The following is a 20,016-nucleotide window of genomic DNA, read 5'->3' as shown; positions in this document are numbered from 1 at the left end:
CCCTGACGGGCTTGGCAAGCCTGTCAGGGCGTGAGGCGCTAAGCCAAGTGTCTGGAAAAAGGCCTTTCCTGGAGCTTGTGCCGCCCAGTGGCCTCAAACCTAACCCACATACTGTACCCAGCCGATGGTTGCCGGCAGCGCGGCCATGCCAATCACGACGACGAGACCCAGAAAAAGGCTCAGAAACCCCGAGTCGTCACTGAAGTGCGGATCGTGCTCTGCCATGGGAACCTCACAATATGAGTCGCAGCGGATAGATAGAGTCTAGCGCAAGTGCCGACCGCCATCGACCGGCAGGGTCACGCCGGTGACAAAGCGGTTATCGAGCAGGTAGCGCAGACTGTCGTAGATCACCCCAGGCCCGGGAATCATCTGCATCGCCGACTTGGCCCGCGCCTTCTGGGCATAGGCCTCATCGTCACCCTCGTTGAGCATGATCATCGCCGGCGCGATACCGTTGACCTGGATACGCGGCGCGTACATGGCAGCAAACGAGAGCGTCAGGTTGTCGAGTCCGGCCTTGGTCGCCGCATAGGCCGCATGCTTCTTCGAGCCCTTGACCGCCACGAAGTCGGTCATGTGCACGATATCGGCAAGCGGTTCATCGCCAGCCTCGAGCAGCGCCTGAGCATGCAGGTTGATCAGATAAGGGGCCTGCATGTGTACTCGAAACAGTCGCTCGAAGTTGGCACCCGCTTCATCGTCACGACTATCCGGGGCCCAGTCACTGGCGTTGTGGACGATGGCCCGCAGCCTTGGTGTCGTCTCCTTGAGCCGCGAGATGAAGTCGAGGATGCCCGCCTCGCTCGAGAAATCCGCCGCCAGGGTCTCGATGCCCTTCGCGCGCATGGCCTCGAGCTCAGGACGCTCACGACGATAGCTGATAATCACCGGATGACCATCATCGATCAGCCGCTCGGCGCAGTGGCGCCCCAGCCGCTGCGCCCCACCGGTAATCAGGATCGGGGCCGCACTCATGCCCCGCCAGCCCTTACCAGGCTGCCCACGGTAGGCACCAGCGGATCACGCGGCGCATAGGCGAAGACATCGGAGAACACTCGCGAAGGCTCGAGCCCCAGCGAGGCCAGCACATCGACGCAAGCGTAAACCATGCCCGGCGAGCCGGACAGGTAAACGTCATGGCCTGAGACATCGACATCGTCCAAAACCTCGCCCAGCGCCGCATCGATGCGACCGACATGGCCCTGGATGTGCGGGGCCGCGAAGTCGTCGCTCATGCCCTGCTCGCTGACGCCGTGGAAGGTCACGTTCGGGTAGCGGGTGGCCCACTCCCGCGCCTGGCTCTCCAGATAGAACTCGCGACGTTCCTTGGCCGCCCACCACAGATCAATCTCGCGCGCAGGGTCTTCGTGCAGCGCCGCCTCGATGATCGCCTTCATCTGAGCGAAGCCGGTACCGGCGGCCACCAGCAGCAAAGGACGGCGACTGTCAGGGTCAAGCACACAATCGCCGCTCGGCACGCGCAGGGTCAAATGGGCGGCGTGCTGCATGAGTTCACGCAGGCGAGCCGAATTGGAGCGCTCGGGCCAATGCTGAATATGCAGCTCAAGGGCGCCATCACCGGTATGCGCATTGGCGATCGAGAACGGCACCCAGGTGTCGTCATCCAGCTCGAGCTCCAGGTACTGGCCCGGGGCATGCGCCATCGCCTCGGGGCGCCCTTCCAGGCGCACCCGGAAAACATCGGGATTGAGATCCTCCACCGCCGTCACTTGGCAGGTCAGAGTCCTTGCGGTCATAAGCGCCTCTCGTGGTCAGGAGCGTAAGTCAGGAGCGTGGGGCGTTGTCAGGAGCGGGGAGCGGGGCCCACCGGCAGGGTGATGCCCAGCTCGGCCCAGCGATCATCCACCCGCGTCTTGACGGCTTCATCCATGACGATCGGCTCGCCCCACTCGCGATCGGTCTCGCCGGGCCACTTGTTGGTCGCGTCCATGCCCATCTTGGAGCCAAGCCCTGCGGTGGGCGAAGCAAAGTCCAGATAGTCGATGGGCGTATTTTCGACCATTACCGTATCACGCGCCGGGTCCATGCGGGTGGTGATGGCCCATATCACGTCTTCCCAGTTACGCGCATCGACATCGTCATCGAGTACCACCACGAACTTGGTGTACATGAACTGGCGCAGAAAACTCCATACCCCCATCATCACCCGCTTGGCATGCCCCGGGTACTGCTTCTTCATCGTCACCACCGCCATGCGGTAGGAACAGCCTTCGGGCGGCAGATAGAAGTCGACGATCTCCGGGAACTGCTTGCGCAGGATCGGCACGAAGACTTCATTGAGGGCGAGGCCGAGGATCGCCGGCTCATCGGGCGGTCGACCGGTGTAGGTCGAGTGATAGATGGGATCGCGGCGGTGCGTGATGCGCTCGACGGTGAATACCGGGAAATGTTCGATCTCGTTGTAATAGCCGGTGTGATCGCCGTAGGGGCCCTCGGGCGCCATGTCATCGGGATAGATGAAGCCCTCGAGGATAATTTCGCTGGAGGCCGGCACCTGCAGCTCGGCATGGCCGCACTTGACAAGCTCGGTGCGCGAACCGCGCAGCAACCCGGCGAAGGCGTACTCCGAGAGCGTATCCGGCACCGGCGTTACCGCGCCAAGGATCGTTGCCGGATCGGCGCCCAGGGCCACCGCGACCGGGAAGGGTTCGCCGGGATGGGCCGCCTGCCATTCCTGGAAATCCAGCGCGCCGCCGCGATGCGAGAGCCAGCGCATGATCAGGCGATTCTTGCCGAGTTTCTGCTGGCGATAGATGCCGAGATTCTGGCGCTCCTTGTGAGGCCCCTTGGTGACGACCAGCGCCCAGGTGACCAGCGGTGCGGCATCACCGGGCCAGCAGTGCTGAATGGGAATACGGTCGAGATCCACCGCCTCGCCTTCGAGCACCACCTCCTGCACCGGCGCCTTGCGGAGCACCTTGGGCCCCATGCTCATCACCTGCTTGAAGATCGGCAGCTTCTCCCAGGCATCTCGAAAGCCCTTGGGCGGGTCGGGTTCCTTGAGGAAGGCCAGCAGCTTGCCGACTTCGCGCAGCGCGGTCACCGATTCCTGTCCCATGCCCAGCGCCACCCGACGCGGCGTGCCGAACAGGTTGCCGAGCAACGGCATGTCGTGCCCCTTGACGTTCTCGAACAGGAGCGCCGGCCCGCCGGCCTTGAGGGTGCGGTCACAGATTTCGGTGATCTCGAGATAGGGATCCACCTCGGCCGTCACACGCTGAAGCTCCCCTTGCGCCTCCAGGGCAGCGATGAACTCACGCAAGTCCTTATACTTCATGCGGTTTTTGCGCTCCCAAAACGACAAAAAGGGCAGCATAGCATGCCGCCCCTCGGGGTCATTAACAGATCGTACCGAACGCTGAACCGCATCGGCGTCGCGGCGTCTACGTAAGCTGGCCTGCCGCCTGGTTGGGCGGGCACGCCGGCCAATTTCAACGTCGCGTCGTCACGCGCAGCAGGCTCGCATCAGCGCCGCTTCATGGCCTCGAAGAATTCGAGGTTGGTCTTGGAGTCCTTCAGGCGATCGATCAGGAACTCAGTCGCCGCCACATCATCCATCGGATTGAGCAGCTTGCGCAGGATCCACATGCGTTGCATCTCATCTTCGGAGGCGATCAGGTCCTCGCGGCGGGTGCCCGAGCGACGAATGTTCATCGCCGGGTAGACGCGCTTCTCGGCAAGCTTGCGGTCGAGATGGGCTTCCATGTTACCGGTGCCCTTGAACTCCTCGAAGATCACCTCGTCCATCTTGGAGCCGGTGTCGACCAGCGCCGTGGCGAGGATAGTCAGGCTGCCGCCTTCCTCGATGTTGCGCGCAGCGCCGAAGAAGCGCTTGGGCTTCTCGAGAGCGTGAGCATCGACACCACCGGTCAACACCTTGCCGGAAGACGGCACCACGGTGTTGTAGGCCCGCGCCAGACGAGTGATGGAGTCGAGCAGGATCACCACATCGCGCTTGTGCTCGACTAGTCGCTTGGCCTTCTCGATGACCATCTCAGCGACCTGCACGTGGCGTGCCGGCGGCTCATCGAAGGTCGAGGCCACCACCTCACCGCGCACGGTGCGTGACATCTCGGTCACTTCTTCCGGACGCTCATCGATCAGCAGCACGATCAGATGGCACTCGGGGTTGTTGCGGGTGATCGAGGTGGCAATGTTCTGCAGCATCAGCGTCTTGCCCGCCTTGGGGGGCGAGACGATCAGGCCGCGCTGGCCCTTGCCGATGGGCGCCGTCAGATCGATGATGCGCGACGTCAGATCCTCGGTGGAACCGTTGCCGATTTCCATGAACATGCGTTCCTGAGGGAACAGCGGTGTCAGGTTCTCGAACAGGATCTTGTGCTTGGCGTTCTCCGGCCGATCAAGGTTGATCTCGCTGACCTTCAAGAGGGCGAAGTAACGCTCTCCTTCCTTGGGCGGACGAATCTTGCCGGCAATCGAGTCACCCTTACGCAGGTTGAAACGACGGATCTGGGACGGCGAGACGTAGATGTCATCGGGACCGGCGAGGTAGGAAGAGTCAGCGCTGCGCAGAAAGCCGAAGCCATCCTGGAGAATCTCCAGTACACCATCGCCGTGAATGTCCTCGCCGCTCTTGGCGTGCTTCTTGAGGATGGCGAAGATGATGTCCTGCTTGCGCGAACGGGCCAGATTATCGATACCCATTTCCTGGGCGATATCCAGCAGTTCCGGCACGGTCTTTTGCTTAAGTTCGGTAAGATTCATCGGTTTGATCAGAAATAGCTCGTGTCAGCGTGGCAACAAAGCCGGGAAACGACAGGAGGCGGTAACAATGCGCCGCGTGGTGCGTTCAGAGCCCTGGATCATCCACTCTCGATATATAATCAGCCGCCCGCTGCTTGCGGGGAAGCCTGGGACGATATCGAACTAGAGGGAAGCGCTGTTCATGTAGCCGTATTCGTGTCGCCTGAATAGCTAGTCATGATGGCGAAGCGTCATCGCGAGGAATCAGCGGGCTGACTGACGACTTGGAGTATGACCGCGGCGTGAGATGCCGTTAGCGGTCACCGTGAAGCAGTCGGGAAGTATTCGGAACAGGCGAACGATTCGATGTTAGTCAAGCGAATCGGCAAACGCAAGCCCCCCGTGACGTCACCTTCCATGTCGGCAATTGACAACCCCCTGGGCGAGACGCAACCTTGAGGCCAAGCAACGCCAAGGGATCCTTCATGAGCAACCATCCAGGCTTCGGCGATACGCCGGACAGCGCGGCCTCACCACAGCGTCTGGCCGCTATCGATCTGGGCTCCAACAGCTTTCACCTATTGGTCGCCAACCAGGTCGACGGACAGCTCCAAGTCGTTGCCAAGCTTGGCGAGAAGGTCCAGCTGGGGGCCGGTCTTGATGATGAGGGCGCCCTGACCGAAGACGCCATGCAACGCGCGCTGGATTGCCTGGCCCGCTTCGCGCCCTTCCTCGAGGAAACACCCAATACCCAGCTCCGGGTGGTCGGCACCAACGCGCTGCGCGCCGCCACCAACAGCCAGGTGTTGATCGAGCGTGCCGAGGCGCTGCTGGGTCAAGACATCGAGATCATCGCCGGGCGCGAGGAAGCTCGCCTGATCTATCTCGGCGCGGCCCATGCCCTGGCAGAAGTGCACGGCCGGCGCCTGATCGTCGACATCGGTGGCGGCTCGACCGAATTCATTATCGGCGAGCACTTCGAACCCCTGGCGCTCGAGAGCCTCGAGATGGGGTGCGTGACCTTCACCAAGCGCTTCTTCGCCGACGGCGAGATCACCGAAAAACGCTTCCGCAAGGCAGAGCTTGCCGCCTTGTCCGAGCTTGCCAACATTCGCCGCCCCTTCGAGGAACTCGGCTGGGCCGACCCGGTCGGCTCTAGCGGCACCATCAAGGCTGCCGCCGCCGTACTGGCCGCCAGCGGCCAGGGCACAGAGGGCATCATCGATCGCAAGGGGCTGACCGCGCTGCGCAAGCGCCTGATCAAGATGAAGCGGCTCGACAAGGTCGCGATGGAAGGCCTCAAGGAGGACCGCGCCAGCGTCTTCCCCGCCGGTATCGCCGTTCTATCGGCGGTCTTCGAAGCCTTTGGGCTCGAGCAGATGCGCTATTCCGACGGCGCCCTGCGCGAAGGCGTGCTCTATGACATGATCGGACGTAATACCGCCGAGGACTCGCGCCTGCAAACCCTTGAAGGGTTGCGTCGCCGCTACCAGATCGATCCGCGTCAGGCCGACCAGGTCGCCGCCAGCGCCCGGCAGTGTCTGACACAGGTGGGCGCTGCCTGGCAGCTGAGCGCCAGCAACGCCCAATTTCTCGACTGGGCCGCCCAACTGCACGAAATCGGCCTGGTCATCTCACACAGCCAGTTCCATCGCCACGGTGCTTATCTGCTGGCACACTCCGATCTTGCCGGATTGTCTCGCCCCGAGCAGCGGGCGCTGGCCTTCCTGGTGCGTGCCCACCGGCGCAAGTTTCCGCTCAAGGAACTCGATGCACTGCCCGCCTCGGTTCGACCGACGCTGGGTCGCCTGGCAAGACTGCTGCGCCTGGCCGTCATCCTCAACCACTCTCGCCCCGAGCAGCCACCGACTGAGTTTAGCCTGACCGCCGATGGCGAACAGTTGTCGCTGTCGCTGAGTCCCGAGCTCGCCGAGCAGGCGCTACTGGTCAATGATCTGGAGCAGGAACAGGAGTATCAGCGTTCGGCAGGCTTTACGCTTACCATCGAGACACTGGACACCGTCACCGCCTAGGTGCCAGTGGCGTCCGAGGACGCCGCTTAAGGCCCTCCCCTTTTTTAGCCGGCCCCGACGCTATTCGGCTGGCCAAGTCTTGGCCGAATAGCCCTGTGACGCCGCCAGCACGGCCGGCGCTCGGGGCTCGAACACCGCCGCCACCGTGTCTGCGTCCCACACCACCAGAATTGCTTGGCGCTGCCAGGGCGGAAGCTCTGCTTCCTGCAGAAGGCGTTTGAGATCGCGCCGACCGCGCTTGGGCAGGTGCAACACCTCGCCACCCTGACGCGGCCGCACCTGATAGCAGCCGCCTCCCCCCTCAAGACGCATTCCATGCTGCCCAAGCGGTGATGCCAATCGTGCCTGTCCGTCCCACTCGGCCTGCCAATCCGCCGGCAGGTCATCCAAAGGCTGCTGCAGATAAAGCACCTCGCGCCAGCAACGGGCTTCTGCGCCTGGCCAGGCCACATGCACCTGAGCATCACGCTGGGCAGTGAGCTGTTCATCGAGGGCTGACAAACGCCCTGCCGGTGGGGTGGGCAAGGCCAGCCGCTGGCAGGCATAGCGAATCAGCAGGCGCCGACGCGGCGCGCTTAATGCGCGCAGCACCGACAGCGCTAACCGACCAGGGGTATCACCACAGGCGCTCAGGTCCAGAGCCGCCAGTTCACCGAGAAGGCTATCCGCTTCGCCGGCGAGCGAGGCACTCTTCGCCAGACTCGCCTCGGCGGCTGGCCAGCGGGACTCGAGCAGTGGCAGCACCTGACGGCGCAAGAAATTACGATCCAGCCCTTCATTCTGGTTGCTCGGGTCCTCGACCCACTCAAGCCCCATGGCCTCGGCCTCACACATGAGGTTCGCCCGGGACAGATCACGCAGCGGCCGAGCCAGGCGCATGCCGGCCCACTCCCGCCATGCCGGCATCGCCCCCAGCCCTCGCACGCCGCTACCCCGCAGGGCGGCCAGCAGGAAGGTCTCGGCCTGATCGCGACGATGCTGGGCAAGCCACAGGGTATCGCCCGCGGTCAGCCGAGCGGCGAAGGCCGCGTAGCGCGCCTCGCGGGCGGCGGCCTCAAGCCCTCGCCCGGTGGTCATGTCGACACAGACTCGCTCGACGAACAGCGGCACGCCGAGATGTGAACAGAGACGGCGGCAGTGTTCCACAAATGCGCATGACGCGTCCTGCAGGCCATGATCGACGTGCAGGGCGTAAAGCGGGCGAGGATGGCGGTGCGCCGCCCGGGCGGCCAGGGTCAGCAGCAGGCTCGAGTCGAGCCCGCCGGAAAGCGCCACCCAAACGCGACGCCCCGGCGGGGTCTCCGCCAGGGCGTCATCAATCAAGGCTTGCAGGGACATGGCCATTATCTCCCAGTCAGCAGCCTCTTCGCGTGCAGCACGCGTCGTTAGACCGGAGCGCCGTAGCTCATCAGGCGCTGATAACGCCGCTCAAGGAGGGCATCGGTGTCTAGGCCGTTCAGGCGGTCGAGACTCTCGATCAGCGAGGCCTTGATCCGCTCGGAGGTCTGCACCGGATGACGATGCGCGCCACCCAGCGGTTCCTTGATCAAGGAATCGACGAAGCCCAGCTCCTGCAGCCGCTCGGCGGTAATGCCCATGGCATGGGCGGCTTCAGAGGCGCGGTCGGAACTCTTCCACAGGATGGAGGCGCAGCCTTCCGGGGAGATCACCGAATAGGTGGAGTACTGCAGCATCTGCAACTCGTCACAGACCCCGATGGCCAGCGCACCGCCAGATCCCCCCTCACCGACCACGGTGGAAATGATCGGCGTCTTGAGCCGCGACATCACCGCGAGGTTGTAGGCGATAGCCTCGGACTGGCCGCGCTCCTCGGCATCGATACCCGGATAGGCGCCAGGGGTATCGATAAAGGTCAGCACCGGCATCTTGAAGCGCTCAGCCATTTCCATCAGGCGACACGCCTTGCGGTAACCTTCAGGGCGCGGCATGCCGAAGTTGCGACGCACCTTCTCCTTGACGTCACGCCCCTTCTGATGACCGATGACCATCACCGGCTTGTCGTCGAGACGGGCCACGCCGCCAACCAGTGCCGCGTCGTCGGCGAAATGGCGATCGCCGTGCAGTTCGTCGAAGTCGGTAAAAACGTGCTCGAGATAGTCGAGGGTGTAAGGGCGCTGCGGATGGCGCGACAGCTGCGACACCTGCCAGGCCGAAAGATCCTTGAAGATCGACTCGGTGAGCTTCTTGCTCTTCTCCTGGAGCTTGGCCACCTCTTCATTGATATTGATCTTGCTGTCGTTGCCGACTAGCCGCAGTTCCTCGATCTTCGCCTGCAACTCGGCAATGGGCTGTTCGAAATCCAGATAATTGGGGTTCATAGGCTTCAGCTTATTAGCAATCGGGGCAGCCTGGAGGCCACGGCTGTCGCGGAAAACGTAAAAAAGGAACGATCAACGATATAGCCGCTCATTATCGCAGCTTGTCTGTCCGGCGCAAGGCGCCTCCTCGCCCTGCCACCGGCGACCTTCATGGGAGATGCGTCAACGCCGGTACTTGAGGCGCACACCATCCTGGCCCTGAACATCGCGCAGGGCGATCATCAGCTCGTCCGAGGGCGCCACCTTCCACTCGTCGGCCAGCTCAAGCCAGCCGGTCGCCTCGGCATTGCGGTACTTGAGACGCACCGGCAGGCCGTTGGCATCACGATAGGGCGTCAGGCTATCACGCAGGCTGTCGATCAGCTTCCCGTTGGCGGCCGCACCGTCAACGGCGAGTTCCACGGCCTGGCCGAAGCGGGTACGCGCCTCGACCATCGGCGTCACATCCTTGCCGCGCAGACGCAGGCCACCGGAATAATCGTCGCTTGAGACCTCGCCCTCGACGATCATCACCTGGTCGGCCTCCAGCCGCCCCCGCAGGCGCTCATAAAGCTCGCCAAACAGCGAGGCCTCGATACGCCCGGTACGATCATCGAGAGTCACGAAGGCCATGGTGTCGCCACGCTTGGACTTCATGGTACGCATCGCCACCACCAGGCCGGCCACCCGCTGGGGCTCACGAGACGGCGTGAGCTCGCTGATACGGGTCGAGACGAAGCGGGAAAGCTCCTGCTCGTATTCATCGATCGGGTGCCCGGTCAGGTAGAGCCCCAGGGTGTCCTTTTCGCCGGCCAGGCGCTCCTTGTCGGTCCAGTCGCGCACGCGGCGGTAGTCGGCATAGACATCACCGGCTTCCTCCTCGTTAAACGCTTCACCGAACATGTCCATCATGCCCTGGTTCTGATTGGCGAGATTCTGGGACGCGGCCTTCAGGGCCGCTTCCATGGAGGCAGTGAGTACCGCGCGGGCCGCGCCCAGGTTATCCAGCGCCCCGGAGCGAATCAGCGCCTCGAGCGTGCGCTTGTTCATGCGCTTGGGGTCGACCCGGCGACAGAAGTCGAACAGGTCGCTGAAGGCGCCGCCCTCCTCGCGGGCCTCGACGATGGCACCGATCGGGCCCTCACCGACGCCGCGGATGGCACCGAGACCATAGACCACGCGCCCCTCGGTATCGACGGTGAACTTGTAGCCGCCGACATTGACGTCCGGCGGGGTCACGGTCAGCCCCTGGTGGCGGCATTCCTCGATCAGCGGTACCACCTTGTCGAGGTTGTCCATCTCGGTAGACATCACCGCCGCCATGAAGGGACCCGGGTAGTGAGCCTTGAGCCAGGCGGTCTGGTAGGAAACCAGCGCGTAGGCCGCCGAGTGCGACTTGTTGAAGCCATAGCCGGCGAACTTTTCCACCAGGTCGAAGATATTGCCCGCCAGGTCCTTGTCGATGCCGTTGTCCGCACACCCCTCCATGAAGCCGGCGCGCTGCTTGGCCATCTCCTCGGGTTTCTTCTTGCCCATGGCGCGGCGCAGCATGTCGGCCTGACCCAGGCTGTAGCCGGCCATCACCTGAGCGATCTGCATCACCTGCTCCTGATAGAGGATGATGCCGTAGGTGGGGCCGAGTACCGGCTTCAGGAGCTCATGCTGATAGTCCGGGTGCGGATAGGATATCTCGGCCCGGCCGTGCTTGCGGTTGATAAAGTCATCGACCATGCCCGACTGCAGCGGCCCGGGACGGAACAACGCCACCAAGGCGATCATGTCCTCGAGCGAATCCGGCAGCAGTCGCTTGATCAGCTCTTTCATGCCCCGGGATTCGAGCTGGAAGACCGCGGTGGTCTCGGCCTTCTTGAGCATATCGAAGGTCGGCACATCATCCAGCGGGATGGTGTCGATGTTCAGCGGCCCCTGGCCCTCGACGGCACGCACCTTGTCGACCATTTCCAACGCCCAGTCGATGATGGTCAGCGTGCGCAAGCCCAGGAAGTCGAACTTGACCAGCCCGGCTTCCTCGATGTCGTTCTTGTCAAACTGCACCACCAGGCCATTGCCCTCCTCGTCGCACAAGAGCGGCGAGAAGTCGGTGAGCTTGGTGGGCGCGATCACCACGCCGCCGGCGTGCTTGCCGGTGCCGCGGGTGATGCCCTCGAGGCGCTGGGCCATCTCCCAGATCTCGGCGGCCTCTTCGTCGGCCTCCAAGTACTCGCGCAGCGGCTCCTCCTGCTCGTGCGCCTTCTCGAGGGTCATGCCGACCTCGAAGGGGATCAGCTTGGAGAGCTTGTCGCCCAGCGAATAGGGCTTGCCCTGGGCGCGGGCCACGTCGCGCACCACCGCCTTGGCGGCCATGGTGCCGAAGGTGACGATCTGCGAGACCGCATCGCGGCCGTAGCGCTCGGCTACGTACTCGATCACCCGATCGCGCTTTTCCATGCAGAAGTCGACGTCGAAGTCGGGCATCGAGACGCGCTCGGGGTTCAGGAAGCGCTCGAACAGCAGGTCGTACTGGATGGGGTCGAGATCGGTGATCTTCTGGGCATAGGCCACCAGCGAGCCGGCACCGGAACCACGCCCCGGCCCCACCGGCACCTTGTTGTCCTTGGCCCACTGGATGAAGTCCATGACGATCAGGAAATAACCGGGGAACCCCATCTGCAGGATGATGTTGAGCTCGAAATCGAGCCGTTCCCGGTAGCGCTGCTCGATGGGCGCCCAGTCGGCGCCGTCGCGGGGGTAGCGCTCGCGTGGGTAGAGCGCGTCGAGCCGTTCGGTGAGGCCGTCGTGGGAGATCTTGCGGAAGAACTCCTCCTGGGTCATGCCCTCGGGGATTTCGAACTCGGGCAGAAATATCTCGCCCAGGCGCACGTCGACATTGCAGCGCGCCGCGATCATCACGCTGTTCTCGAGCGCTTCGGGAATGTCCGCGAACAGCTCGGCCATCTCGGCAGGCGTCTTCAGGTACTGCTCTTCGCTGTAGCGACGCTCGCGGCGCGGGTCGTCGAGGGCCTTGCCTTCGCCGATGGCCACGCGCGTCTCATGCGCCCAGAAGTCCTCACGCGCCAGGAATCGCACATCATTAGTGGCGACCACCGGGGTATGGGTCTCGCTGGCGAGCGCGACCGACAGATGCAGGCATTCCTCTTCGAAGGGGCGCTGGGTGCGATTAAGCTCGAGATAGAAACGTCCCGGGAAGTACCGGTTCCACTCCTCGAGCAGGCTGCGTGCCGTGTCGCCGTGTTCGCTCAGCAGATGACGGCCGATCTCGCCGTCGCGACCACCGGACAGCGCGATCAGCCCCTCGCTCTGGGCGAAGACCCAGGCCTTGTCGAGGATGGCCCGGCCCTGGCGCTGGCCTTCCATCCAGCCCCGCGAAATCAGTTCGGTGAGGTTGCGATAGCCGTCGCTGTCCATGGCCAGCAGGGTCAGCCGGTAGGGGTGGACGTCATCATGTGGATTATTAAGCCACAGATCGGCACCGATGATCGGCTTGAGCCCGGCGCCCTGAGCCGCCCGATAGCCCTTCACCAGGCCGAACAGGTTGGCCTCGTCGGTCATCGCCAGGGCCGGCATGCCCGCCTGTGCTGTCTGCTTGACCAGCGGCTTGAGCCGCAACAGGCCATCGACGAGGGAATACTCGGTATGCACGCGAAGGTGAACAAAGGAAGGGGTCATGGCGAACTCGTGGCTTGGCTTTATCGAGAGCGGTGTCGAGGACGATCTCGACGGACAATATCAGAGGCGGCGGTCCGGCGGTCCGGCGACCCAGATGCGAGGGCCGCAACGGCTGTGGCTAAAGACTAGAGCAGGTCCAGTTGCTTCTTGACCGGGGCGAACGAGCGACGATGGTCAGGCAGTGGCCCCAACCGCTCCAGGGCCGCCAGATGCTCCCGGGTCGGATAGCCCTTGTGACGGGCGAAGCCGTAATCGGGATGCAGGGCGTCCAGCGACACCATCTGCGCATCCCGGGCGACCTTGGCCAGTATCGAGGCAGCGGCGATTGCCGGATGGCGAGCATCGCCCTTGACCACGGCTTGGCCAGGCAGAGAGTGCCCCGGCAGACGGTTGCCGTCCACCAGCAGATACTCGGCTTCTGGCACCAGGCCATCGATGGCGCGCCGCATCGCCAGATGGGTGGCATGGTAGATGTTGAGGCGATCGACTTCCAGCGGCGACGCCTCGGCCACACAGAACGCCAAGGCCTTGTCGCGGATCTCGCTGTCCAGTGCGCCGCGGCGCCGCGCGGTCAGCGTCTTGGAATCATTGAGCCCCTCAATAGGCCGCGTGGGATCGAGAATCACGGCCGCCGCCACCACCGACCCCACCAGCGGACCGCGGCCGACCTCATCGACGCCGGCCAGACGCTCGCCCTGGTAGTCGATCACCAGCGGTGGCCACTGCACTGCCTCAGCCATTTTCAGCTACCTCGAGTACCGCTCTGGCCGCTCGCTCGCTGGCACCACACTGCAACTGTTCGTGCATGGCCTTGAACCGCTCACCTATCTGCTGCCGTTCTGTCTGACGTTCAAGCATGGGCCACAGGGTGTCGGCCAGGGCCTCAGGCGTCGCCGCATCTTGAATCAACTCCGGCACGACTTCTTCCTGCGCGATGAGGTTGGGCAACGAAATCCAGCGGGTCTTCACCAGTCGCTGCGCCATCCAGTGCGTGACCCGACCATGGCGATAGGCCACGGCCATCGGTCGATGACAAAGCATGGCTTCAAGTGCAGCGGTGCCGGACGTCAACAAGACAGCGTCCGCAGCCGTCATGGCCTCCCAAGCCCTGCCATCCAGCACCGTAAACCCGCTGGCCTGGTCCATTCCCAATGCTGCCAGTTCATCCCGTCGCTGCGCATTAGCCGCCGGGATCACGACCTGCAATTCGGGATCACGCTGTCGCAGCAGCGCAACCGCATCACGAAAGGTGGGCGCATTGAAGGCAACTTCCTGGCGACGGGAGCCGGGCAAGACAGCCAGCACCCGGACCGCTTCAGACAATGCCAGCTGTTCCCGGGCCGCTTCGCGGTCATCTTCCAGTGGCAATTCTTCTGCCAGTGGGTGACCAACAAAGGTAACCGGCACCTGATGGGCTTGGTAGAAGGAGGCTTCGAAGGGCAAAAACGTCAACATCCGATCAACGGATGCCCGAATACCCTTGACCCGCCCCTGTCGCCAAGCCCAAACCGACGGGCTGACATAATGAACGGTTTTCATGCCGGTGGCTCGCAGCTGACGAGCCAGCCGTAGATTGAAGTCAGGGTAATCAATGCCGACCATGATGTCGGCTTGCCAAGCGAGCGCGTCTTCTCTGAGCTGGCGCCGAAAGCCAAACAGCGCCGGGAGATGTCGAATGACTTCCACCAGCCCCATGATGGCCAGGTGCTCGAGCGGGATCTGACTGTCCAGCCCTTCGCTGGCCATGCGCGGTCCACCGACACCACGAAACTCGATGTCGGGGTGCAGCGCCTTGAGTGCGCGCATCAAGCCTGCGCCCAACAAGTCACCGGAAAGCTCACCGGCAACCAGATAGACCCGCAGCGGGCGCTGCTCCTGAAGGACGTCTGACATGATCTAGCGCAGGATGCCGCGAGTCGAAGCGCGAATCGAGTCGGTGAAGGCCTGGGTCTCCGGCAGGGCGTACTCGGCATCGATCTCGGCGAGCGCCTGGTCGACGGTCAGCCCCTGGCGATAGACCTTCTTGTAGGACTCGGTGAGCGCCTTGATCGCTTCCCGGGAGAAGCCGCGGCGCTTGAGGCCCACCAGGTTGAGGCCATGGGGCTGCGCCGGGTTACCGTTGATCATCACGTAGGCCGGCGTGTCCTTGGTGATGATAGAGCCACCACCCGCCATGGCCTGAGTGCCGAAGTGACAGAACTGGTGGATCGCCGACAGCCCGCCGATGATGGCGGCATCACCAAGGGTCACATGGCCGGCAAGCGTCACCTGATTGGCCAGGATGCAATCGTTGCCGACCACGCAGTCGTGGCCGACGTGTACATAGGCCATGAGCAGGTTGCGGCTGCCGATGGTGGTCTCGCCGCGGTCCTGAACGGTGCCGCGATGCAGGGTAACGCCCTCGCGAATGACATTGTCGTCGCCCATCACCAGGCGCGTCGGCTCACCGGCGTACTTCTTGTCCTGGCAATCCTCGCCGACCGAGGCGAACTGGAAGATACGCGTGCGCTCACCGAGAACCGTCGGCCCTTTGACCACCACATGCGGCCCAATCACGCTTCCGGCGCCGATCTCGACGTCAGGACCAATCACGCTGAATGGGCCGACCTCGACATCCTCGGCGAGGCGCGCTTTTGGATCAACGATAGCAGTGGGATGTATCAAGCGACCTTCCTCTCGGCACAAATGATCTCGGCCTCGCAGGCCACCTCACCTTCAACGCTTGCGACGCACTGGAACTTCCAGATACCGCGTTTCGTGCGAATCACATTCGCCTCGAGACGCAGCTGATCACCGGGCATCACCGGGCGCTTGAAGCGGACATTATCGCTACCGACGAGATAATAGACATAGCCATCGGCAGGTAACTTGTTGACCGTCTTGAAGCCGAGGATGCCACACGCCTGGGCCAGCGCCTCGATCACCAACACCCCCGGCATGATCGGATGGTGCGGGAAGTGACCATTGAAGAACGGCTCGTTGATGCTCACATTCTTGTTGGCCACGATGCGCGCACCCTGCTCGAGTTCCATGACCCGGTCGACCAGCAGGAAGGGGTAGCGGTGAGGAAGGTACTCACGGATCTCGTTGATGTCCATTACCATCGATACGACCTCTGAAATGACAAAATGCTCGCCCTGGGGCGAGCATGTTGGGGCGGCAGGGCCGCCGCCATGATTAGGTTGGGCAGGTGAACGCTCCCATTCAGACGCCTCACCCCCTGGCTATTGCTTTTCCAGGCGAGTCACCCGTTTGGCGAGCGCGTCCAGCTGTTTGAAGCGTACCGCATTCTTTCGCCACAGGGCGTTGGGCATCGAACCCGTGCCAGAAGAGAAAACGCCGGGCTCGTGGATCGAATTGGTGACCAGGCTCATGCCGGTGACTTGTACCCCATCACAGAGGGTCAAGTGACCGGAAAGACCGACACCGCCGCCGAGCATGCAGTGACGCCCCACCTTGGTGGAGCCGGCGATACCCACACAGCCAGCAAGGGCGCTGTGGTCACCGATCTGGACATTATGAGCGATCTGGACCTGACTATCGATCTTGACATCGTTGCCGATCACGGTGTCGCCGAGCGCGCCACGGTCGATGCTCGAGCAGCTGCCGACCTCCACATCATCACCGAGCACCACGCCCCCTAGCTGAGCGATCTTGTGCCAGCGGCTACCGTCATGGGCGAAGCCGAAGCCATCACCGCCGATCACGCAATGGCTGTTGAGCACGACACGCTCACCCAGCACCACCCCGTGACAGACACTGACATGCGCATGCAGACGTGAGCCGGCACCGACCACGCTATCGGCCCCGACCACGCTGCCCGGCCCGATGGCCACGTCATCACCGATCACCACGCCATCTTCGATCACCGCCTGCGGGCCGATTTCGACATTGCTGCCGAGTGTTGCGGTGGGTGCAACGACAGCCGAGGCATGAACACCCGGCCGATGTCTCGCGGCCAGGGGATCAAACAGCCGCGACAGCTCGGCATAGCCCAGGTAGGGATTCTCGAGCACGAGGCATGCAGTAGGGCTTTCCTCGGCATGATCCGGGTGCAAAAGCACCGCCGCTGCCCGCGTTTTGGGCAGGTATTTCAGGTAGGCCCGGTTAGCGAGGAACGTCAGTTCCTGAGGGCCGGCATCGCTGAGCGTCGCCAACCCACTGACAGTGCGACGGCCATCGCCGATGACACGAGCATTGAGGCGCTCGGCGAGCTCGTCGAGGGTAAACGTGGGAAGTGGAGCGATTGTCATGAACGCGGATCATCGCGGACAGCATGCCTGGACAGGCTGTCGGCCTCAGTTGGACGAATTGAGAATCTCGGTAACGTCTTCGGTTACATCGAGAAGCTCGCCATTGGCATGAATCACCCCATTGCGATCCACCAGCACCTCGACGTCGTAACGCTCGATGACCTGGTCCACGGCGCTCTCGAGTCTCGGCTGAGCCTGCTGCATGAACTGTTGCTCAGACTGCTGACGGGCCTGTGTCACTTGACGGCGCAACTGCTGAAAGCGGCCGCCCTTTTCCTGGAGCTCCTGCATGGCTTCCTGGCGCTGCGACTCGGACATTGTAGCCCCGTCGCGCTGCAGACGCTGCTGGAGCTGCTGAACTTCCTGGCCCAGCGCCTTGGCTTCCTGCTGCTGGCCACCGATCCGGTCTTCCAGCTCACTCATTGACTGCTGGGCGTCATCGCTCTTCAGCAGGGCCTGGCGCCAATCCAGCACGGCAACATCAGCGGCCAGGGCGGGCGTACTCAGGGCCGCGAACAGGCCGAGACACAGGGCTCCGGTCAACTTGCGCATCTTGTCATACTCCTCGAAATCGATGGTCTGCTTCCGTCAAATAAGCCTAGAACGTCTGGCCCAGCGAGAATTGGAAAAACTGAGTATCGTCGCCGTCCTGGTCGTTCAGCGGCTCAGCCACGCTGAAGGTCAACGGCCCAACCGGCGTCAACCAGGAAAGCCCCAGGCCGACACTGTAACGCAGATCACCCAGATCGACACCCGAGCTGCAGTCCGAGGGCCTGTCAGCGGGCTGCACGGCATAGCACTCCGTGAGGAAGGTGTTGCCGCCATCGATAAACAGGGAGGACTGCACACTGCGCTGATCCTCGACGAAGGGCGTCGGGAACAGCACCTCCGTGGTCCCGCTGACCAGCACGTTGCCGCCCAGCGTCTGGTCATCACCGTTACCGCGAGGCGTGGTGGATGGCCCGAGGGTGCTGGCGGTGAAGCCGCGCACCGAGCCAAGGCCACCGGTCAGGAAGTTCTCGTAGAACGGATAGGGCTCGTTGTCAGGTGTGTCGGCATAGCCAAGATTGGTGCCGAACTTCAGCGACCAGGCGTCGTTAAACTCAAAGATTCGCTGCCCCTTGTAGCGCAGCTTGTAATAGATCGCATCGCTGCCCGGCGCCGCGGTTTCAAGTGACACTCGCTGATAGCTGCCGGCGGTGGGCATCACGCCGCGGTTGAGCTTGTTGCGGGTCCAGCTGGCCGTCAGCTTCAAACTATCGGCGCTGTCACCCTGCTCATCGACGTACTGTTCGATCTCCGAGGGGGTGTCTCGATAGGTCTGGACCTCGAGCTGCTCGACACCGCCGCCGAAGTTGAGTCGGGTGAACTCGTCAACCGGATAGCCGAAGTTGATGCTGGCACCGAGCGAGTCGGTGGAGTAGGTCGAGATGTCGGAGTCTTCGTAGTCCGTCTTACGGTAGTAGAGGTTATACCCCCGCGAGATACCATCCAGCGTCCAGTAGGGATCGGTGAAGCCAAAGTTGAGGCTGGTATAGGTATCCCCCTTCTGAGCGCCGATATTGACCCGATTACCGGTACCCAGGAAGTTATTCTGGGACAGCGAGGCGCCGTAGATGAAGCCATCGCTCTGGGAAAAGCCAATGCTCGCCGAGACCGAGCCTGAGGGCTGTTCCTCAACGTTATAGGTAACGTCCAACTGGTCGGGCTCGCCGGCGACTGGACGCGTTTCCACGTCGACCTGCTTGAAGAAGCCCAGGCGCTCGAGCCGTTGACGCGACTGGCTGATCTGCTCGGTGGACGCCGGGGCGCCCTCCATCTGGATCATCTCCCGGCGCAACACCTCATCCATGGTGGTGGTGTTGCCGACGAAGTCGACGCGACGCACGTAGGCACGACGGCCGGGGTCAATCTGGAAGGTGACGTCGACCCGCTCACCATCGGCGGTAATCTCCGGCACGCCCTCGACGCTTGCAAAGGCGTAGCCTTCGGCGCCGAGGCGCGAGCGCAGCGCCTCGGAGGAGGCCGTGATATCGCTGCGCGAGAAGATCTCACCGGGCGTGGCTTCAACGAGCTTGCGGGCTTCGGAGGGCGGAATCTTGATATCGCCGGCGAAGTCGATATCACCCAGTCGATACTGCTCGCCTTCCTCGACATTGATGGTAACGAAAATGCGCGACTTGTCGGGGCTGATTGATACCTGAGTCGAGGTGATGGCGAAGTTGACGTAGCCACGATCCAGATACCAGGACCGCAGCCGCTCAAGATCACCGGAGAGCTGCTGGCGAGAATACTCATCGCTCGAGAACCAGCCAAAGAACCAGCTGGGCCGGTCTTCGAGCTCGAAGACATCACGCAGGGTGTCGTCACCGAAGGCCTGATTGCCGACCACGTTGATCTGACGAATCTTGGCCACGGCGCCTTCGTCGATATCGACCGTGACCCGCACCCGGCTGGCATCTATTTCCTCGACGTCGACGTCGAGTCGGGCGCTGTAGCGGCCCTGGCCATGATAAAGCCCCTCGAGTTCGCGCTGCATCTCATCAAGCGTCGAGCGCTGCAGGGCCTGGCCCTCGGCCAGGCCCGCCTCGCGCAGCCCCTTGCGCAACTCCTCTTCGGAAATCTGGGAGTTGCCGGTGATTTCCAGGTCGGTGATGAAGGGTCGCTCGTCGACCTGCACCACCAGCACATCCCCCTCACGGGCCAGGCGCACGTCTTCGAAGAGACCGGTCGCGAACAATGCCTTGGCTGCCTCAGCCAACTCGCGCTCGTCGACGGCATCGCGGGCACTGACCGGGAAGGCATTGAAGACGGAAGCCGCGGAGACCCGCTTGAGGCCCTCCACACGGATATCGGAAACGGTAAACGCATCGGCCAGCGCCACTGGGGCGCCAGACAGCAACAGCGCCGCAACGCCTAGAATCTTGAGTTTCATGCAGTCGGTTCGCTCGCGTTGGTCTGCCCGCTTGTCAAACGAGCACCTTATACATTTGTTCG

16 protein-coding genes are annotated in these 20,016 nt (G+C 63.0%); 1 reads left to right on the top strand and 15 read right to left on the bottom strand.

The window, feature by feature from the left end; translation table 11 throughout:
• Positions 1-99 precede the first annotated feature (99 nt).
• The 5 genes from ETC27_RS17710 to rho form a co-directional block, all read right to left on the bottom strand.
• Positions 100-225 carry a hypothetical protein gene (locus tag ETC27_RS17710; RefSeq protein WP_276605701.1) on the bottom strand — a complete coding sequence of 42 codons (126 nt, stop codon included), beginning with the start codon at positions 223-225 and terminating at the stop codon, positions 100-102.
• Between the two features lie 39 nt (positions 226-264).
• Entirely contained in the window at positions 265-978 is a 714-nt protein-coding gene (gene folM / locus ETC27_RS13675; RefSeq protein ID WP_136255571.1) for a dihydromonapterin reductase, read from the bottom strand.
• Positions 975-1,760 (bottom strand): NAD(P)H-flavin reductase, encoded by a 786-nt coding sequence (locus ETC27_RS13670; RefSeq protein ID WP_136255570.1) that lies wholly within the window; start codon positions 1,758-1,760, stop codon positions 975-977. The genes folM and ETC27_RS13670 overlap by 4 nt, the downstream gene beginning before the upstream one ends.
• Before the next feature lie 47 nt (positions 1,761-1,807).
• Positions 1,808-3,301 carry a 4-hydroxy-3-polyprenylbenzoate decarboxylase gene (ubiD, locus tag ETC27_RS13665; protein ID WP_136255569.1) on the bottom strand — a complete coding sequence of 498 codons (1,494 nt, stop codon included), beginning with the start codon at positions 3,299-3,301 and terminating at the stop codon, positions 1,808-1,810.
• A 188-nt stretch (positions 3,302-3,489) separates the two neighbouring features.
• Positions 3,490-4,749 (bottom strand): transcription termination factor Rho, encoded by a 1,260-nt coding sequence (gene rho, locus ETC27_RS13660; RefSeq protein WP_136255568.1) that lies wholly within the window; start codon positions 4,747-4,749, stop codon positions 3,490-3,492.
• Between the two features lie 464 nt (positions 4,750-5,213).
• Here rho and ppx point away from each other — a divergent pair, with 464 nt between their 5' ends.
• Positions 5,214-6,761 carry an exopolyphosphatase gene (gene ppx / locus ETC27_RS13655; RefSeq protein ID WP_136255567.1) on the top strand — a complete coding sequence of 516 codons (1,548 nt, stop codon included), beginning with the start codon at positions 5,214-5,216 and terminating at the stop codon, positions 6,759-6,761.
• A gap of 60 nt (positions 6,762-6,821) precedes the next feature.
• Here the strand turns inward: ppx and tilS are convergent, their stop codons facing one another.
• From tilS to bamA, 10 genes are all read right to left on the bottom strand, one after another.
• Positions 6,822-8,099, bottom strand: coding sequence for a tRNA lysidine(34) synthetase TilS (gene tilS / locus ETC27_RS13650; protein ID WP_240724917.1), 1,278 nt, complete (start codon positions 8,097-8,099; stop codon positions 6,822-6,824).
• Between the two features lie 47 nt (positions 8,100-8,146).
• On the bottom strand, positions 8,147-9,100 hold the full coding sequence (gene accA, locus ETC27_RS13645) for an acetyl-CoA carboxylase carboxyl transferase subunit alpha (RefSeq protein ID WP_136255565.1): 954 nt from the start codon (positions 9,098-9,100) through the stop codon (positions 8,147-8,149).
• A 162-nt stretch (positions 9,101-9,262) separates the two neighbouring features.
• A complete protein-coding gene (gene dnaE / locus ETC27_RS13640) occupies positions 9,263-12,766 on the bottom strand; it encodes a DNA polymerase III subunit alpha (RefSeq protein WP_136255564.1) in 3,504 nt (1,167 codons plus the stop codon).
• Positions 12,767-12,891: 125 nt separating this feature from the next.
• Positions 12,892-13,506 (bottom strand): ribonuclease HII, encoded by a 615-nt coding sequence (gene rnhB / locus ETC27_RS13635; RefSeq protein WP_136255563.1) that lies wholly within the window; start codon positions 13,504-13,506, stop codon positions 12,892-12,894.
• The gene (gene lpxB, locus ETC27_RS13630; protein ID WP_136255562.1) at positions 13,499-14,659 is read right to left on the bottom strand and encodes a lipid-A-disaccharide synthase; all 1,161 of its coding nucleotides are present in this window, start codon (positions 14,657-14,659) and stop codon (positions 13,499-13,501) included. The genes rnhB and lpxB overlap by 8 nt, the downstream gene beginning before the upstream one ends.
• Before the next feature lie 3 nt (positions 14,660-14,662).
• The gene (gene lpxA / locus ETC27_RS13625; RefSeq protein ID WP_136255561.1) at positions 14,663-15,430 is read right to left on the bottom strand and encodes an acyl-ACP--UDP-N-acetylglucosamine O-acyltransferase; all 768 of its coding nucleotides are present in this window, start codon (positions 15,428-15,430) and stop codon (positions 14,663-14,665) included.
• On the bottom strand, positions 15,427-15,870 hold the full coding sequence (gene fabZ / locus ETC27_RS13620) for a 3-hydroxyacyl-ACP dehydratase FabZ (protein WP_136255560.1): 444 nt from the start codon (positions 15,868-15,870) through the stop codon (positions 15,427-15,429). Before fabZ ends, lpxA begins: the two co-directional genes overlap by 4 nt.
• Before the next feature lie 120 nt (positions 15,871-15,990).
• Positions 15,991-17,019, bottom strand: coding sequence for a UDP-3-O-(3-hydroxymyristoyl)glucosamine N-acyltransferase (gene lpxD, locus ETC27_RS13615; RefSeq protein ID WP_136255559.1), 1,029 nt, complete (start codon positions 17,017-17,019; stop codon positions 15,991-15,993).
• A gap of 45 nt (positions 17,020-17,064) precedes the next feature.
• Positions 17,065-17,571, bottom strand: a complete 507-nt coding sequence (locus ETC27_RS13610) for an OmpH/Skp family outer membrane protein (protein WP_136255558.1) — start codon at positions 17,569-17,571, stop codon at positions 17,065-17,067.
• Positions 17,572-17,617: 46 nt separating this feature from the next.
• The gene (gene bamA, locus ETC27_RS13605) at positions 17,618-19,954 is read right to left on the bottom strand and encodes an outer membrane protein assembly factor BamA (RefSeq protein ID WP_136255557.1); all 2,337 of its coding nucleotides are present in this window, start codon (positions 19,952-19,954) and stop codon (positions 17,618-17,620) included.
• Positions 19,955-20,016 lie beyond the last annotated feature (62 nt).

It is taken from the genome of Onishia niordana, from assembly GCF_004798965.1.
GTDB classification, from domain to species: domain Bacteria; phylum Pseudomonadota; class Gammaproteobacteria; order Pseudomonadales; family Halomonadaceae; genus Onishia; species Onishia niordana.
Note: the sequence above shows the minus strand (reverse complement) of the source record. Positions and strands in the feature narration are given on the sequence as shown.

Bases quoted from the DNA above. Each gene is read 5' to 3' on its own strand.
- ETC27_RS17710 (WP_276605701.1), bottom strand. From the start codon at position 225: ATGGCAGAGCACGATCCGCACTTCAGTGACGACTCGGGGTTTCTGAGC.
- ETC27_RS13670 (WP_136255570.1), bottom strand. From the start codon at position 1,760: ATGACCGCAAGGACTCTGACCTGCCAAGTGACGGCGGTGGAGGATCTC.
- bamA (WP_136255557.1), bottom strand. From the start codon at position 19,954: ATGAAACTCAAGATTCTAGGCGTTGCGGCGCTGTTGCTGTCTGGCGCC.
- dnaE (WP_136255564.1), bottom strand. From the start codon at position 12,766: ATGACCCCTTCCTTTGTTCACCTTCGCGTGCATACCGAGTATTCCCTC.
- tilS (WP_240724917.1), bottom strand. From the start codon at position 8,099: ATGTCCCTGCAAGCCTTGATTGATGACGCCCTGGCGGAGACCCCGCCG.
- ubiD (WP_136255569.1), bottom strand. From the start codon at position 3,301: ATGAAGTATAAGGACTTGCGTGAGTTCATCGCTGCCCTGGAGGCGCAA.
- ppx (WP_136255567.1), top strand. From the start codon at position 5,214: ATGAGCAACCATCCAGGCTTCGGCGATACGCCGGACAGCGCGGCCTCA.
- folM (WP_136255571.1), bottom strand. From the start codon at position 978: ATGAGTGCGGCCCCGATCCTGATTACCGGTGGGGCGCAGCGGCTGGGG.
- rnhB (WP_136255563.1), bottom strand. From the start codon at position 13,506: ATGGCTGAGGCAGTGCAGTGGCCACCGCTGGTGATCGACTACCAGGGC.
- accA (WP_136255565.1), bottom strand. From the start codon at position 9,100: ATGAACCCCAATTATCTGGATTTCGAACAGCCCATTGCCGAGTTGCAG.
- lpxD (WP_136255559.1), bottom strand. From the start codon at position 17,019: ATGACAATCGCTCCACTTCCCACGTTTACCCTCGACGAGCTCGCCGAG.
- rho (WP_136255568.1), bottom strand. From the start codon at position 4,749: ATGAATCTTACCGAACTTAAGCAAAAGACCGTGCCGGAACTGCTGGAT.
- lpxB (WP_136255562.1), bottom strand. From the start codon at position 14,659: ATGTCAGACGTCCTTCAGGAGCAGCGCCCGCTGCGGGTCTATCTGGTT.
- fabZ (WP_136255560.1), bottom strand. From the start codon at position 15,870: ATGGTAATGGACATCAACGAGATCCGTGAGTACCTTCCTCACCGCTAC.
- ETC27_RS13610 (WP_136255558.1), bottom strand. From the start codon at position 17,571: ATGCGCAAGTTGACCGGAGCCCTGTGTCTCGGCCTGTTCGCGGCCCTG.